The organism is Ectopseudomonas guguanensis, assembly GCF_900104265.1.
GTDB classification, from domain to species: domain Bacteria; phylum Pseudomonadota; class Gammaproteobacteria; order Pseudomonadales; family Pseudomonadaceae; genus Aquipseudomonas; species Aquipseudomonas guguanensis.
In genome coordinates this window covers 77,244-92,174 of sequence record NZ_FNJJ01000009.1, presented here as the reverse complement: position 1 = coordinate 92,174, position 14,931 = coordinate 77,244, and the positions used below count along the sequence as shown (strand labels likewise).

The 14,931-nt window shown below is 63.3% G+C and carries 15 protein-coding genes and 1 tRNA gene; 5 read left to right on the top strand and 11 right to left on the bottom strand.

The features are described 5' to 3' along the window. Positions 1-47 precede the first annotated feature (47 nt). A complete protein-coding gene (gene cysE, locus BLS61_RS14440) occupies positions 48-833 on the bottom strand; it encodes a serine O-acetyltransferase (protein WP_090431965.1) in 786 nt (261 codons plus the stop codon). Beyond that, positions 826-1,605 carry a tRNA (cytosine(32)/uridine(32)-2'-O)-methyltransferase TrmJ gene (trmJ, locus tag BLS61_RS14435; RefSeq protein ID WP_090431963.1) on the bottom strand — a complete coding sequence of 260 codons (780 nt, stop codon included), beginning with the start codon at positions 1,603-1,605 and terminating at the stop codon, positions 826-828. The genes cysE and trmJ overlap by 8 nt, the downstream gene beginning before the upstream one ends. Before the next feature lie 145 nt (positions 1,606-1,750). Between trmJ and suhB the strand changes: the two genes are divergently transcribed. Further along, on the top strand, positions 1,751-2,566 hold the full coding sequence (gene suhB, locus BLS61_RS14430) for a type III secretion system regulator SuhB (RefSeq protein ID WP_090431961.1): 816 nt from the start codon (positions 1,751-1,753) through the stop codon (positions 2,564-2,566). 72 nt (positions 2,567-2,638) lie between these two features. On the opposite strand, the gene BLS61_RS14425 is transcribed toward suhB, so the two are convergent. From BLS61_RS14425 to BLS61_RS14395, 7 genes are all read right to left on the bottom strand, one after another. Then, a complete protein-coding gene (locus tag BLS61_RS14425) occupies positions 2,639-3,178 on the bottom strand; it encodes a glycine zipper 2TM domain-containing protein (RefSeq protein ID WP_090431959.1) in 540 nt (179 codons plus the stop codon). Positions 3,179-3,296: 118 nt separating this feature from the next. Further along, complete coding sequence (gene secF, locus BLS61_RS14420) at positions 3,297-4,211, bottom strand: protein translocase subunit SecF (protein WP_208598809.1); 915 nt, start codon at positions 4,209-4,211, stop codon at positions 3,297-3,299. Between the two features lie 12 nt (positions 4,212-4,223). Beyond that, on the bottom strand, positions 4,224-6,092 hold the full coding sequence (gene secD / locus BLS61_RS14415; protein WP_090431955.1) for a protein translocase subunit SecD: 1,869 nt from the start codon (positions 6,090-6,092) through the stop codon (positions 4,224-4,226). Positions 6,093-6,163: 71 nt separating this feature from the next. Further along, positions 6,164-6,493: a preprotein translocase subunit YajC gene (gene yajC, locus BLS61_RS14410; protein WP_024309267.1), complete on the bottom strand. Its 330-nt coding sequence runs from the start codon at positions 6,491-6,493 to the stop codon at positions 6,164-6,166. Positions 6,494-6,534: 41 nt separating this feature from the next. After that, the gene (tgt, locus tag BLS61_RS14405) at positions 6,535-7,650 is read right to left on the bottom strand and encodes a tRNA guanosine(34) transglycosylase Tgt (RefSeq protein WP_090432184.1); all 1,116 of its coding nucleotides are present in this window, start codon (positions 7,648-7,650) and stop codon (positions 6,535-6,537) included. Positions 7,651-7,670: 20 nt separating this feature from the next. After that, complete coding sequence (gene queA, locus BLS61_RS14400) at positions 7,671-8,714, bottom strand: tRNA preQ1(34) S-adenosylmethionine ribosyltransferase-isomerase QueA (protein WP_090431953.1); 1,044 nt, start codon at positions 8,712-8,714, stop codon at positions 7,671-7,673. A gap of 40 nt (positions 8,715-8,754) precedes the next feature. Further along, the gene (locus tag BLS61_RS14395) at positions 8,755-9,528 is read right to left on the bottom strand and encodes a substrate-binding periplasmic protein (protein WP_090432182.1); all 774 of its coding nucleotides are present in this window, start codon (positions 9,526-9,528) and stop codon (positions 8,755-8,757) included. A gap of 217 nt (positions 9,529-9,745) precedes the next feature. On the opposite strand from BLS61_RS14395, the gene BLS61_RS14390 reads away from it, so the two are divergent. From BLS61_RS14390 to BLS61_RS14380, 3 genes are all read left to right on the top strand, one after another. Continuing rightward, positions 9,746-9,830, top strand: a tRNA-Leu gene (locus BLS61_RS14390). A 336-nt stretch (positions 9,831-10,166) separates the two neighbouring features. Next, positions 10,167-10,379, top strand: a complete 213-nt coding sequence (locus BLS61_RS14385) for a cold-shock protein (protein ID WP_003246255.1) — start codon at positions 10,167-10,169, stop codon at positions 10,377-10,379. A 104-nt stretch (positions 10,380-10,483) separates the two neighbouring features. Next, complete coding sequence (locus tag BLS61_RS14380; protein ID WP_090431951.1) at positions 10,484-10,981, top strand: RDD family protein; 498 nt, start codon at positions 10,484-10,486, stop codon at positions 10,979-10,981. 63 nt (positions 10,982-11,044) lie between these two features. Here the strand turns inward: BLS61_RS14380 and lptG are convergent, their stop codons facing one another. Together lptG and lptF are read right to left on the bottom strand one after the other, a co-directional pair. Beyond that, a complete protein-coding gene (gene lptG, locus BLS61_RS14375) occupies positions 11,045-12,109 on the bottom strand; it encodes an LPS export ABC transporter permease LptG (RefSeq protein WP_090431949.1) in 1,065 nt (354 codons plus the stop codon). Continuing rightward, positions 12,102-13,226 (bottom strand): LPS export ABC transporter permease LptF, encoded by a 1,125-nt coding sequence (lptF, locus tag BLS61_RS14370; protein ID WP_090431947.1) that lies wholly within the window; start codon positions 13,224-13,226, stop codon positions 12,102-12,104. The genes lptG and lptF overlap by 8 nt, the downstream gene beginning before the upstream one ends. 142 nt (positions 13,227-13,368) lie before the next feature. Between lptF and BLS61_RS14365 the strand changes: the two genes are divergently transcribed. After that, positions 13,369-14,856: a leucyl aminopeptidase gene (locus BLS61_RS14365; RefSeq protein ID WP_090431945.1), complete on the top strand. Its 1,488-nt coding sequence runs from the start codon at positions 13,369-13,371 to the stop codon at positions 14,854-14,856. Positions 14,857-14,931 lie beyond the last annotated feature (75 nt).

The window sequence follows — 14,931 nt, the reverse complement described above, 5'->3', positions numbered from 1 at the left end:
GACCGCAAAAAGAGGCGGCATGATAGCAAACGCCGCCCCTCTGCGCATCAGGCAGCGGGCTTGTCGCCTTGCTGCTGATCCTTGCACACGTCGGCGAAGTCTTCGTCACGCAGGGTCGGCAGGTCCTTGGCGCAGTAGTCGCTGCCCAGCGCCGTCAGCGCCTTGCACATACCCTCCAGGCGCCCGTCGACCGCGTGCAGGTGATCGAGCAGTTGGCCGATGGCGCGCGCCACCGGGTCCGGCATGTCCTGACCGACGCCATAGGCATCGAAGCCGATCTTCTCGGCCATGGCCTGGCGCTTGGCCTCCTGCTCGTCATCGGACTTGACGATGATCTTGCCGGGAATGCCCACCGCCGTGGCACCGGCCGGCACTGCCTTGGTCACCACGGCATTGGAGCCGATCTTGGCGCCGGCGCCGACGGTGAACGGGCCCAGCACCTTGGCACCGGCACCGACCACCACGCCGTCTTCCAGCGTCGGGTGGCGCTTGCCCTTGTTCCAGCTGGTGCCGCCGAGAGTCACGCCCTGATACAGCGTCACGTCGTTACCGATCTCGGCAGTCTCGCCAATGACGATGCCCATGCCGTGATCGATGAAGAAGCGCCGGCCGATCTTCGCCCCCGGATGAATCTCGATCCCGGTCATCCAGCGACCGAAGTTGGATACCACGCGCGCCGGCCACTTCCAGCCAGAGCGCCACAGCGCGTGCGCCACGCGGTGCAGCCAGATCGCGTGCAACCCCGGATAGCAGGTCACCACCTCGAAGGCGTTGCGCGCCGCCGGATCACGGTGAAATACGCTCTGGATATCTTCTCGCATGCGCTCAAACATCAGACTTCCCCTGCTTGTGAGGCTCTCCACGCACGGCCTTCTCCGTCTCGGTCAGGATGCCGCGCAGGATGTTCATTTCCAGCTTGCTCACCGCACTGCGTCCATAAAGGCGACGCAGGCGAGTCATCAGGTGCCGCGGCTTCTGCGGATCGAGGAATCCGATCATCACCAGCACGCGCCGCAGATGGCCGTAGAACGATTCCAGCTCATCCGCGGTCGCGGCCTGGGAATTGAGCATCGCCGTGGTTTCCAGCTTCTCCACCTTGCTCGGCAGATTTTGCGCTGTCAGCCAGGCCATGCGCACTTCATAGGCCAGCACCTGCACCGCCGCCGCCAGGTTCAGCGAACTGAACTCCGGGTTGGACGGGATATGCACGTGGTACTGACATCGCTGCAGCTCCTCGTTGGTCAGACCGGCGTACTCACGGCCGAACACCAACGCCACCTCACCGCCCGCAGCAGCCTGCTCGCAACTGGCTACACCACACTCGCGAGGGTCAAGCAAAGGCCAGGGAATGCGCCGATCGCGCGCACTGGTGCCAACCACCAGGGTGCAGCCGACCAATGCCTCCTCGAGCGTGTCGACCACCTGGGCGGCATCCAGCACATCGGTCGCACCCGAGGCACGCGCCACGGCTTCGCCGCTGGGGAAATCCTCGGGAGCGACCAGCACCAGGCGCGACAGACCCATGTTTTTCATCGCCCGCGCGGCACCGCCGATATTGCCCGGATGACTGGTACCCACCAGAACGACGCGAATTTTGTCCAGCAATGCCGACACTCTCAGAAACGATTAGGGGGCAACGATCTTACCCAAGGCCTGGCGTGATTGCCATGCGAGGTACAGACGGCGCTTCATCAATAACGGTTTTCTGCTAACATGGCCGGCTTTCTTTAACGCCCCAGGTGAACCTCCCATGCAGCCCATGCTGAATATCGCCCTGCGCGCCGCTCGCAGCGCCGGTGAAATGATCTTTCGCTCCATCGAGCGCCTGGATGTCATCTCGGTCGACGAGAAGGATGCCAAGGATTACGTCACCGAGGTCGACAAGGCCGCGGAGCTGATGATCGTCCAGGCCATCCGCAAGGCCTACCCGACCCACAGCTTCCTGGGTGAAGAAGGCGGCGTACTGGAAGGCAGCGGCGAAGGCGCCGATTATCAGTGGATCATCGACCCGCTGGACGGCACCACCAACTTCGTTCGCGGCGTACCGCACTTCGCCATCAGCATCGCCTGCAAACACCGCGGCCGCCTCGAGCACGCCATCGTTCTCGACCCGGTGCGCCAGGAAGAATTCACCGCCAGCCGCGGCCGTGGCGCCGCCCTCAACGGCCGCCGCCTGCGCGTGAGCAATCGCAAGAGCCTCGACGGCGCCCTGCTCGGCACCGGCTTCCCGTTCCGCGATGGTCAGCTCGACCACCTGGACAACTACCTGAACATGTTCCGCAGCCTGACTGGCCAGACCGCCGGCATCCGCCGCGCGGGCGCCGCCAGCCTGGACCTGGCCTACGTTGCGGCCGGCCGCTTCGACGCATTCTGGGAGTTCGGCCTGTCCGAGTGGGACATGGCAGCAGGTGCACTGCTCATCCAGGAAGCAGGCGGACTGGTCAGCGATTTCAGCGGCGGCCACGAATTCCTCGAGAAGGGCCAGATCGTCGCCGGCAACACCAAGTGCTTCAAGGCCGTGCTGACCGCGATCCAGCCGCACCTGGCACCGTCGATGAAGCGCTGAGCTTTCGTCGAGCAAAAATAAAAAACGCCCCTAGGGGCGTTTTTTATTGGCCATTCGCGGATGAATCCGCTCCTACATCTGTTGCACCAGCACCAGCTCGCCCTGCTTGTTGACCGGAATACGGTTACCCGGATCACGGTCCATGCGAACGGTGCCGACCTTCTCGCCCAACTGATACTTCACGTCGTAACCCACCAGCTTCTCGCTGGTATCGGTCACGGTGTTGCAACGGGTTTCGGTGGTGGTGTAGGTGTCACGCTGCTGCATGCCTTCCTGAATCTTGTTGCCGGCATAACCGCCGCCGACCGCACCGGCCACGGTGGCGATCTTCTTGCCAGTGCCGCCACCAACCTGGTTGCCCAACAGACCACCGGCAATGGCACCAATGGCGGTACCGGCGATCTGGTGCTGATCCTGCACCGGACGCTGACGGGTGACGGTCACGTCCTTGCACACCTCACGCGGCGTTTTCACGGTTTCGTTGATCGGCGTTACCGCCAGCACCTCGGCATAGTCCGGGCCGCGATCAACCAGGCTGTAAGTGGCCACGGCACCACCAGCGGTCACACCCACAGCACCCAGTACGGCACCTACCAACATCGACTTGTTCATTTTATGTGTCTCCTAGGCTCGGCGACTCGCGCCCTTCTCCTTGCCTAGGACAGTAAAAAGCCGCGACAAGTTCGACTTGTCGCGGCTTTCGCTGACTTTCTTGAAGTCGATCACAGCATCAGGGGCGACCGTCGTCCGCCTCGGCTTCAGCCACCGGCGGGATCAGATCCTCCACGCTGAGCTTCAGCCATACCAGTACCGTGGCACCGATATAGACCGACGAGTAGGTGCCCACCACCACACCGACCAGCAGGGTCAGGGCGAAGGCCGCCAGCACTTCACCGCCGAAGAACAGCAGCGCCAGCAGCGCCAGCGCCGTGGACAACGAGGTGGCGATGGTACGCAGCAGGGTCTGAGTGACCGACACGTCGATGTTCTCGATCAACGAGGTCTTGCGCAGCACGCGGAAGTTCTCGCGGATACGGTCGTAGATGATGATGGTGTCGTTGAGCGAGTAACCGATCATCGCCAGCACCGCAGCCAGCACCGTCAGGTCGAACGGAACCCGGAAGAACGCCAGCACGCCGAGGGTGATCACCACGTCGTGGATCAAGGATGCGATGGCGCCGACACCGAACTTCCATTGAAAGCGTAAAGCCAGGTACAGCAGGATGCCACCGAGCGCCAGGAGCATGGCGATACCGCCCTGGTCACGCAGCTCCTCACCCACCTGCGGGCCGACGAACTCGACGCGCTTGACCTCGAAGCGCGTCGCCTCGTCGACCTTGCGCAGCGCAGCCGCGACCTCATTACCCAGGTCGGGGGAATCGCCCGCCAGGCGCACCAGCACATCGGTGCTGGCGCCAAAGCTCTGCACCACGGCATCGGTATAACCGGCCTGCCCGAGCTCACGCTTGATCTGGTCGAGGTTGGCCGGCTGCTCGTATTGCAGCTCGATCAGGGTGCCACCCGTGAAATCCAGGCCGAAATTAAGCCCCTTGGTGAACAGCGCCCCGAGACCGATCAGCGTCAGCACGACCGTAATGGAGAAGGCGATATTGCGGATCGCCATGAAACGAATGGTTGACTTGATCATGGCTGCACCTCAGATCCACAGCTTCTTGACGTTGCGGCCACCGAAGATCAGGTTGACCAGACCACGGGTGAACATGATGGCGGTGAACATCGACGTGATGATGCCCAGCGACATGGTCACCGCGAAGCCCTTGACCGGACCGGTACCCATGGCGAACAGAATGCCGCCGACCAGCAGGGTGGTCAGGTTACTGTCGAGAATCGCCGAAAACGCACGGTCGAAGCCTTCGTGAAGGGCACGCTGCACCGGCAGCCCGTTGGCCAGCTCCTCGCGTATGCGCGAGAAGATCAGCACGTTGGCGTCCACCGCCATACCCAGGGTCAGCACGATACCGGCGATACCCGGCAGGGTCAGGGTGGCGCCGATGGCCGACATCAGGCCCACCAGCAACACCAGGTTGAACGCCAGGGCGATGGTCGCCAGTACGCCGAAGAAGCGATAGATGGCGATGATGAAGATGGCCACGAAGAGCATCGCCCACTCGGTAGAGGCGATGCCCTTGGCGATGTTCTCGGCACCCAGGCTCGGGCCGATGGTACGTTCCTCGGCGAAGTACATCGGCGCCGCCAGGCCACCAGCGCGCAGCAGCAGCGCCAGTTCCGAGGACTCGCCCTGGCCGTTCAGGCCGGTGATGCGGAACTGGCTGCCCAATGCCGACTGGATGGTCGCCAGGCTGATGATCTTCTTCTCTTCGACGAACGAGGAGACGGCCACTTCCTGCTCGACACCGTCGACGGTCTGCCGCACGTAGCGGGTGACCGGCTTCTGTTCGATGAAGATCACCGCCATGCTGCGGCCGACGTTGTTGCGCGTGGCGCGATTCATCAGATCGCCGCCGTGACCGTCGAGGCGAATGTTCACCTGCGGACGGCCGTTCTCGTCGAAGCTGGCCTGGGCATCGGTAACCTGGTCACCGGTGATGATCAGCTCGCGCTCGAGCTGCACCGGCGGACGGCCTTCCTCGCGGAAGCCGAAGGATTCGGTCGCACCGCGCGGGGCATCGAAATCGGCCTGCAGACGGAACTCCAGGTTGGCGGTTTTGCCGAGGATACGCTTGGCCTCGGCGGTGTCCTGCACCCCCGGCAGCTCGACCACGATGCGGTTGGCGCCCTGACGTTGCACCAGCGGCTCGGCCACGCCTAGTTCGTTGACGCGATTGCGTACGGTGGTGAGGTTCTGGCGAATGGAGTACTCGCGAATCTCGGCGATCTTCGCCTGGGTCAGCGCCAGCTGCAGCACCTGCTGGCCGCCGCGCTCGACGGCGGTCAGCTCGAAATCGTTGTAGTCCTTGCGGATCAGACGCTGGGCTTTTTCCAGCGTGTCGCTGTCGGCAAAGCCGAGCTGAATGCGACCGTTGCTTTCCGGCATGCTGCGGTAGCGCACGCGCTCCTTGCGCAGCAGGCTCTTGATCTCGCCTTCGTAGACCTTGCGGCGCACGTCCAGCGCCTTGTCCATGTCGACTTCCAGCAGGAAGTGCACGCCACCGGACAGGTCCAGGCCAAGCTTCATCGGGCTCGCACCCAGGCTGCGCAGCCAGTCGGGGGTGGTTTGCGCCAGGTTCAGCGCCACCACGTAGTCATCGCCCAGCGCGCGGCGGACGATGTCCTTGGCCGGCAACTGGTCGTCCTGCCTGGTCAGACGAATCAGGCCGCCGCGGCCACGCTCGTCGACGCTGGCAGCCTTGACCTGGATGCCGGCGTCCTGCAGCGCCTTGCTGGCGCGCTCGACGTCGCCCTGCTCGATGCTCAGCGCCGAACTGGCTCCGCTGATCTGCACCGCAGGATCGTCTGGATAGAGGTTGGGAATGGAATACACCAGGCCGATCGCCAACACGGCGAGAATCAGCAGGTACTTCCAGAGAGGGTATTTATTGAGCATGAACGAGCCGCCCGCTTATGACGCGGGGCGCTAAAAGCGCCCCGTCGAATGGAAACTGGAATTAACCGAAGTCAGATGGCTTTCAGCGTGCCCTTGGGCAGGGTGGCGGCGATGGCCTGTTTCTGGAACTTCAGCTCGACGGTGTCGGACACCTCGATCACCACGAAATCGTCGGTAACCTTGGACACCTTGCCGGCGATACCGCCGCTGGTGACTACTTCGTCGCCCTTCTGCAGGCTGCCGAGCAGGTTCTTGTGCTCCTTGGCACGCTTGGCCTGCGGACGCCAGATCATCAGATAGAAGATGACCAGGAAGCCGATCAGGAAAACCCACTCGAAACCGCTGCCGGCAGGGCCGGCAGCCGCGGTGTCAGCGTAGGCGGCGGGAATGAAAAAGCTCATGTAACACTCCTAATGGAAAGGATCTTCAAACGTTCGGGAAATCAGTCCAGCGGCGGCACAGGCAGGCCGCGCTTGGCGTAGAAGGCTTCGACAAAGGCGGCCAATGTACCCTGTCCGATAGCCTCGCGCAAACCAGCCATAACCCGCTGATAATGCCGCAAGTTATGGATGGTATTGAGCATGCTACCGAGCATTTCGCCGCACTTGTCCAGATGGTGCAGATAAGCGCGCGAGAAGTGTTTGCAGGTGTAACAGTCGCAGGTTGGGTCCAGCGGCGAATCATCGAGCTTGTGCACGGCGTTGCGGATCTTCACCACGCCGGTATCGACGAACAGGTGACCGTTGCGCGCATTACGCGTCGGCATCACGCAATCGAACATGTCCACGCCGCGGCGCACGCCCTCGACTAGGTCTTCCGGCTTGCCCACGCCCATCAGATAGCGCGGCTTGTCGGCCGGCATCTGCGGCGGCAGGAAGTCGAGCACGCGGATCATCTCCTCCTTCGGCTCACCGACTGACAGCCCACCGATGGCCAGGCCGTCGAAGCCGATCTCGCACAATCCCTCCAGCGAGCGCATGCGCAGCTCTTCGTGCATGCCGCCCTGGACGATGCCGAACAGCGCCGCGGTGCTCTCGCCATGGGCGGTCTTGGAGCGCTTGGCCCAGCGCAGCGACAGCTCCATGGAGCGCTTGGCCACATCGAACTCGGCCGGGTACGGCGTGCATTCGTCGAAGATCATCACGATGTCCGAGCCCAGGTCGCGCTGCACCTGCATCGACTCTTCCGGGCCCATGAACACCTTGGCGCCATCGACCGGCGAGGCGAAGTACACACCCTCTTCCTTGATCTTGCGCATGGCGCCCAGGCTGAACACCTGGAAACCGCCGGAGTCGGTGAGGATCGGCCCCTGCCACTGCATGAAATCATGCAGGTCGCCATGTTTCCTGATCACCTCCATGCCCGGCCGCAGCCACAGGTGGAAGGTGTTGCCGAGGATGATCTGCGCGCCGATGTCTGCGACGTCACGCGGCAGCATGCCCTTGACCGTGCCGTAGGTGCCCACCGGCATGAAGGCGGGCGTTTCCACCACGCCACGCGGGAAAGTCAGGCGGCCGCGACGGGCCTTGCCGTCGGTAGCCAGCAACTCGAAGGACATGCGACAGGTGCGCGACATACTCAAACCTCGGGCCCGCGCGCGGCGGGGTTGCGGGTGATGAACATGGCATCACCGTAACTGAAGAAGCGATAGCCCTGTTCCACCGCCGCGCGGTAGGCGGCCATGGTCTCGGCGTAGCCGGCAAAGGCCGACACCAGCATCAGCAGGGTCGACTCGGGCAGGTGGAAGTTGGTGACCAGGGCGTCGACCACATGGAAGGGGCGACCCGGGTAGATGAAGATGTCGGTATCGCCACTGAACGGCTTCAGCTCGCCACTCTGCGCGGCGGTTTCCAGGGAGCGCACGCTGGTGGTGCCAACGGCCACCACGCGACCGCCACGGGCGCGACAGGCCGCCACGGCATCCACCACGTCCTGGCTGACCTCCAGCCACTCGCTGTGCATGTGGTGATCTTCGATGCGCTCGACCCGCACTGGCTGGAAGGTACCGGCACCGACATGCAGCGTCACGAACGCTGTTTCCACACCCTTGGCGCGGATCGCCGCCAGCAGCTCGTCATCGAAATGCAGCCCAGCGGTGGGGGCCGCCACCGCGCCCGCCTTCTCGGCGTAGACGGTCTGGTAACGCTCGCGGTCGGCCTCGTCATCCGGCCTGTCTATATAAGGCGGCAAAGGCATATGCCCTACCCGCTCCAGCAGCGGCAGCACCGGCTCGGCAAAACGCAACTCGAACAGCGCATCATGACGGGCGACCATCTCGGCTTCGCCACCACCGTCGATGAGAATCTGCGAACCGGGCTTGGGCGACTTGCTCGAACGCACGTGCGCCAGCACCCGATGCTGATCGAGCACGCGCTCGACCAGCACTTCCAGCTTGCCGCCGGAGGCCTTCTGGCCGAACAGCCGCGCCGGAATCACCCGGGTGTTGTTGAACACCATCAGGTCACCGGGGCGCAGTTGCTCCAGCAGATCGGTGAACTGGCCATGACGCAGCGCCCCGCTCGGCCCATCGAGCTGCAACAGGCGACTGGCGCGGCGCTCGGCCAGGGGATGACGGGCGATCAGCGACTCGGGAAGATCGAAGTGGAAATCGGCAACACGCATGATTCGATTCGGAGGGGGTATTTCTGCAGGGTGGCAAAGCTTACCGGATTTCCCCTTGCCCGGCCACGTAAGGCTGCGGCGCATATCTGGCGACGATCCGCGCCAGGGTGCCATCCTGTTGCAGGGACCTGATAGCGGCATCGAACGCCTCGCGCCGCCCCAGCAAATCTCGATGCAGACGCATGCGCAGCTGCGAGCGGTGAATGATCGGCCCCTCCTCCACCTGCCAGCTTGGCGCCTGCAACTGGCTCTCCACGTGGCGCAGATAGCGCCATTCCAGCCGATCCAGGATGCCAGCCTCGCTACGCCCCTGGGCCACCCGGTAGATCAGCGCCAGAGCATCGGCGCCATCGTTGCGCTGAAAATAGTCGCTGCCGGCATAGCCGTAGCCGCGTACGGTGGCGATGGAGCGACCACGCAGATCCTCGAGACGCTGATAGGGGAAGCTTCGGCCGGGGGCGAAAATCAGCATCTCCTCGGCATCCAGCACCGCGATCGTCCACACCGAAACCTCGGCCTGCTCGGCGTCGCTGCGCCAGCTCCTGCTGACGCAACACTCGATCTGCAACTGCCCCTCGCGCAAGAGCTTCTGCGTACGCAGCGGCGGCAAGGGGTGACTGGGCTGCAACTGCTCCGGCAGACGCTCGTCCAGGGCCTGCATGAACTCATGGAGAATGCCGCTGACTCGCTGCTCTTCGACTATCCAGTAGGGCGCCCAGCTTTCATCGGTGACGGCATAAGTCAGGGTGTCGGCCTGGGCGGCAGGCACAAGCAGCAGAGCGGCGACGAGCGCCCGGCACCATAAGCTGATCACAGCCTCTCCCAGGACCGATTCATCCGAGATCATTTATATGAACGCCATACTCGGCAAACTTTATGACAAGCCGCGATTCTAACTGCAACACGGCAATAAAGCCGGATGCCATCATCACTGTCATCGTCAATGAGTACAGCGGCACATCGCTGGCCAGTCACGACACTGACGCCGATTGACCGGGGCAAGGTGCATCCCTATACTGCGCCGCCATCGTGCCCCGGTGGCGGAATCGGTAGACGCGGCGGATTCAAAATCCGTTTTCGAAAGGAGTGGGAGTTCGAGTCTCCCCCGGGGCACCACGATTAGAAGCCCGCAAGACATTGGTCTTGCGGGCTTTTTCGTTTTTGCGTGAACAACACGGGCGATTGTTGCAAGCCTGTTGCAGGCGAACTTTTCCAGCACCTCGGCAAGCCCCGTAAAACCTGGCCGGCGACCTCGCTGGCGGGGGTTGGCAATTGCGCAAAAGTTAGCGTAGAGTGAACGAACTGTTTGCATGGGTCGCTGTGAATCGTGACTCTGGTGCAGCAGATCATCCAGATCCGCTACATCCCGCTCGACTTCTATTACTCCTTGCAACCAGTCTCAGCCCTCTATACTCGGAGGCTGTCATCAACTCTAGTTTCAAGGAAAAAGACATGTCGAATCGTCAGAACGGTACCGTCAAGTGGTTTAACGACGAGAAAGGTTTTGGTTTTATCACTCCCGAGAGCGGTCCGGATCTGTTCGTGCACTTCCGCGCGATCGAAGGTAACGGCTTCAAGAGCCTGAAAGAAGGCCAGAAAGTCAGCTTCATCGCTGTGCAAGGTCAAAAAGGCATGCAGGCCGACCAGGTTCAGATCCTGGGCTGATTGCCGCTGCTTTGAAGAACCCCTGATCCTGATCAGGGGTTTTTTTATGCTCGCATGAAAGTCGCGGTTAGAATGACCGGCCCTTTCGTCACAGCGAGCCCATCATGCCGAAACATCAGCTACGCCCGCAGGGAGACTTCCCCACAGCCGGGCTGATTCGTCGCCTGGCGGCCCTCTTCTATGACTTCCTGCTCTGCGTGGCACTGATCATGGTGGTCACCCTGATCTACCAGCAGGGCATCCTGCGCCTGATTCACGGCGGCGATACGCTGATGGCGATGGCCGAAGCCGGCGCCCTGGATCATGACCCGATTCTCGCCAGCCTGGTGCTGCTGTCGCTGTTCGCCTTCTTCGCCAAGTTCTGGACGCATAACGGTCAGACACTGGGCATGCAGGCCTGGGGGCTGCGCATCCAGAACGCCGACGGCAGCGCCATCGACCTGTGGCAAGCCTTGCTGCGCTTCGTGGTCGCCATCGGCTCCTGGCTGTTCGCCGGCCTGGGGTTTCTCTGGCTACTTTGGGACAAGCAGGGCCGCACCTGGCACGACATCTACTCCGACAGCCGTGTGGTTCAGCTACCGAAGAACATCCATAAGAAATAGCGCTGAGCAGATGCACAAAAGCCGGTTCACTGAACCGGCTTTTTCATCTGCGCGACGACTTGCTCAGCCGGCACGCCTTAGCAGCCAGACACCGGCCAGCGCGCAGATGCCCGCCGGCACCAGCACCGCCAGCAGCGGCGAGAAACCGAACACCAGGCTGGACGGCCCGAGCAGGTCCTGGGCGATGCGGAAGATGAAGCCGACCAGCACGCCGGTGAACACGCGCTGCCCCAGGGTCACCGAGCGCAGCGGGCCGAAGATGAAGGAGATCGCCATCAGCACCAGGGCAGCGGTCACCAGCGGCTGCAACAACTTGGTCCAGAACGCCAGCCAGTAGCGGGCGTTGTTCAGCCCCTGCTCGGCCAGGTAGTGGATGTACTGCCACAGCCCGGTCACCGACAGCGCTTCGGGCTCCATCACCACGGTGCCGAGCAGCTCCGGATTGAGCTCGATGTCCCAGCGCTCCTCGCGCTGATTGACCACCTCGGAGCGGTCATCATGCAGCAGCGTGGTCTGCACATTGCTCAGCATCCAGTGGTCGTCGCGGTACTCGGCTCGGCGGGCGAAGCTGGCCGAGAGCAGACGACGCTCGTCGTCGAAACGATAACGCGTGACCCCCAGCAGAACACCACCCGGCTGCACGGCGTTGACGTGCACGTACTCCTGCCCCTGGCGATGCCACATGCCGCGCTTGGAACTCTGCGCCGCACCACCGCCCTGAGCCAGAGCGCGGTCGGCCTGGGCCTGGTTCTCGGTCAGCGGCGCGACATACTCGCCGATCAGAATGCCGGCCAGCATCAGCACCAGCATGGGTTTCATCACCGCCCAGACGATACGCCCGATGGACACGCCGGCGGCGCGCATGATGGTCAGCTCGCTGTTGCTGGCCAGGGTGCCGAGGCCGATCAGGCAGCCGATCAGCGCGGCCATCGGCAGCATCTCGTAGGCGCGGCGCGGCGCGGTCAGCAATACGTACCAGAGCGCCTGGGCGAGACCGTAGTCGCCCTTGTTCAGGTCACTGAGCTCGTCGATGAAGGCGAACAGCAGTGCCAGACCAAGAATGATGCCCAGCACCGCCAGAATGGCGAAGAACACCTGGGTGCCGATGTAGCGATCCAACTTAGCCATGAGCCACCTCCGACACCGGCGCACGACGGCTGGCCCACCACAGACTCAGACGTTCCCAGTACAACAGCAGCAGACCGATGGCGAGGAAGATGCCGTGCACCCACCACAGCCCCAGCGCGGCGGGCAGACGCCCCTTGTCCAGCGCACCACGGGCGGCGATCAGCAGGCCCAGATAGGCCATATAAAGGAAGATCGCCGGCAACAGCTTGAGGAAGCGGCCCTGACGCGGATTGACCTTCGCCAGCGGCACGGCCAGCAAGGTGACGATGAACACCAGCAAGGGCAGCGACAGGCGCCATTGCAGCTCGGCCTGCATGCGTGGATCGCTGCTGCCCAGCAGTTCGCGGGTCGGTGTCGCCTCTCGCTCGCTGGCTTCGATGGCGACCTCCGGCTTGGGCAGCAGCACGCCATAGGTGTCGTACTGGATGGCGCGATAATCCGCCTCGCCAGGCTCGCCGTCATAGCGGTAGCCGTTTTCCAGGATCAGGTAGCGGCTGCCATCGGCCTGAATTTCCTGGCGACCGCTCTCGGCCACCAGCACGGTGATGCCACGCTCTGACGTACCGTCGCTGGAGAAACGCTTCTCCGACATGAACACGCCACGCAGTTCGCTGCGATCGGCAGAAAGCTCCTGCGAATAGGTCACCCGCGAGCCATCGCGCAGCGACTGAAAACGCCCCGGCACCAGCGTATCGAGTTCGGTCAGGGCGTCCTGCTCGTTGAGGATGCGCGCCACGCTGGCCACACCTTGCGGGGCCAGGCCGAGGCTGAGCCAGCCGACCAGCAGCGCGACGATCAGCGCCGGCGCCATGCTGTAGGCGGTCAGGCGCTGCTGGCTGACACCGGTGGCCGACAGCACGGTCATCTCGCTGTCCAGATACAGGCGCCCGTAGGCCAACAGGAAACCGAGGAACAGGCCCAGCGGCAGGATCAGCTGCAGGAAGCCGGGAATCCGGTAGCCCATGATCAGGAACAGCACGCCCGGGTCGAGCACGCCCTGCGCTGCCTGGGCCAGATACTTGATGAAACGACCGCTCATGATGATCACCAGCAGCACGGCACTCACCGCACTGAGGGTCACCAGCACTTCGCGGGACAGATAACGGAAGACGATCAAACCGGACGCTCCAGGGTTGTCAGGCTCAGGCGCGAGCGCTCAAACTAGCCGCACCTACTTGCCGGCCCACCCTAGGGTGGACCCTCGAAAAATGGCGGCCATTATCCGTCAAACCCGACTCTTTGTCTTGGGGACAGCTCATATGGAATTCCTCGTCAAAAGCACACGCCCGGAAACCCTGAAAACCGCCACCCTGGTGGTCGCCATCGGCGAGGGCCGCAAGCTCGGCATCGCGGCCAAGGCCGTGGACCAGGCCAGCAACGGCGCACTAACGGCCGTGCTCAAGCGTGGCGATATCGCCGGCAAACCGGGCCAGACCCTGCTGCTGCACAGCCTGCCGGGACTCAAGGCCGAACGCGTGCTGCTGGTGGGTTGCGGCAAGGGCGAACTATCGGACCGCCAACTGCGCAAGTTGGTTGCCAGCGTGCATGGCGTACTCAAGGGCCTGGGCGGCAGCGATGCCCTGCTCGCCCTGGACGAACTCAAGGTCAAGGGCCGTGACACCTACGGCAAGACCCGCCTGATCGCAGAAACCCTGGCCGACGGCACCTACCTGTTCGAGCAGTTCAAGAGCCAGAAGGCCGACCCGCGCGCGCTGAAGAAGATCACCCTGGTCGTCGACAAGGCCGAGCAGGCCGATGCCGAGCGCGCCCTGCAGCATGCCCGCGCCATCGCCACGGGCGTCGCCTTCACCAAGGACCTGGGCAACCTGCCGCCAAACCTCTGCCACCCCAGCTACCTGGCCGAAGAGGCCAAGGCCCTGGGCAAGGTGCACAAGAACCTCAAGGTGGAAATTCTCGACGAGAAGAAGCTCAAGGAGCTCGGCGCCGGCGCCTTCCTCGCCGTAGCTCAGGGCAGCGAGCAGCCGCCGCGGATGATCGTCATGCACTACCAGGGCGGCAAGAAGGACGACAAACCCTTCGCCCTGGTCGGCAAGGGCATCACCTTCGACACCGGCGGCATCAGCATCAAGCCGGCCGCCAACATGGACGAGATGAAGTACGACATGTGCGGCGCTGCCAGTGTATTCGGCACCCTCAAGGCCGTGCTCGAGCTGCAGCTGCCGATCAACCTGGTGTGCCTGCTGGCCTGCGCCGAGAACATGCCCAGCGGCCGCGCCACCCGCCCTGGCGACATCGTCACCACCATGAGCGGGCAGACCGTGGAGATTCTCAACACCGACGCCGAAGGCCGCCTGGTGCTGTGCGACACCCTGACCTACGCCGAGCGCTTCAAGCCGCAGGCGGTGATCGACGTGGCCACTCTCACCGGCGCCTGCATCGTCGCCCTGGGCAGCAACGTCTCCGGTCTGATGGGCAACAACGACACGCTGATCAAACAGATCCTCAAGGCAGGCGAAACCGCCGACGACCGCGCCTGGCAACTGCCGCTGCACGACGAGTATCAGGAGCAGCTGGACAGCCCCTTCGCCGACATCGCCAATATCGGCGGACCGAAGGCCGGTACCATCACCGCGGGTTGCTTCCTGTCGCGTTTTGCCAAGAACTTCCACTGGGCGCACCTGGATATCGCCGGTACCGCGTGGATCAGCGGCGGCAAGGACAAGGGTGGCACCGGTCGTCCGGTACCGCTGCTGACCCAGTACCTGCTGGATCGCGCCAAGGCCTGATCCCGCATCCGGGCCATGCTCGTGTAGGAGCGGCTTCAGCCGCGATAATTCGCGATGAAATCGCGGATGAATCAG

Coding starts and splice junctions, on each gene's coding strand:
- cysE (WP_090431965.1), bottom strand. CDS start 833: ATGTTTGAGCGCATGCGAGAAGATATCCAGAGCGTATTTCACCGTGAT.
- suhB (WP_090431961.1), top strand. CDS start 1,751: ATGCAGCCCATGCTGAATATCGCCCTGCGCGCCGCTCGCAGCGCCGGT.
- BLS61_RS14425 (WP_090431959.1), bottom strand. CDS start 3,178: ATGAACAAGTCGATGTTGGTAGGTGCCGTACTGGGTGCTGTGGGTGTG.
- secD (WP_090431955.1), bottom strand. CDS start 6,092: ATGCTCAATAAATACCCTCTCTGGAAGTACCTGCTGATTCTCGCCGTG.
- yajC (WP_024309267.1), bottom strand. CDS start 6,493: ATGAGCTTTTTCATTCCCGCCGCCTACGCTGACACCGCGGCTGCCGGC.
- tgt (WP_090432184.1), bottom strand. CDS start 7,650: ATGTCCTTCGAGTTGCTGGCTACCGACGGCAAGGCCCGTCGCGGCCGC.
- queA (WP_090431953.1), bottom strand. CDS start 8,714: ATGCGTGTTGCCGATTTCCACTTCGATCTTCCCGAGTCGCTGATCGCC.
- BLS61_RS14385 (WP_003246255.1), top strand. CDS start 10,167: ATGTCGAATCGTCAGAACGGTACCGTCAAGTGGTTTAACGACGAGAAA.
- BLS61_RS14380 (WP_090431951.1), top strand. CDS start 10,484: ATGCCGAAACATCAGCTACGCCCGCAGGGAGACTTCCCCACAGCCGGG.
- lptG (WP_090431949.1), bottom strand. CDS start 12,109: ATGGCTAAGTTGGATCGCTACATCGGCACCCAGGTGTTCTTCGCCATT.
- BLS61_RS14365 (WP_090431945.1), top strand. CDS start 13,369: ATGGAATTCCTCGTCAAAAGCACACGCCCGGAAACCCTGAAAACCGCC.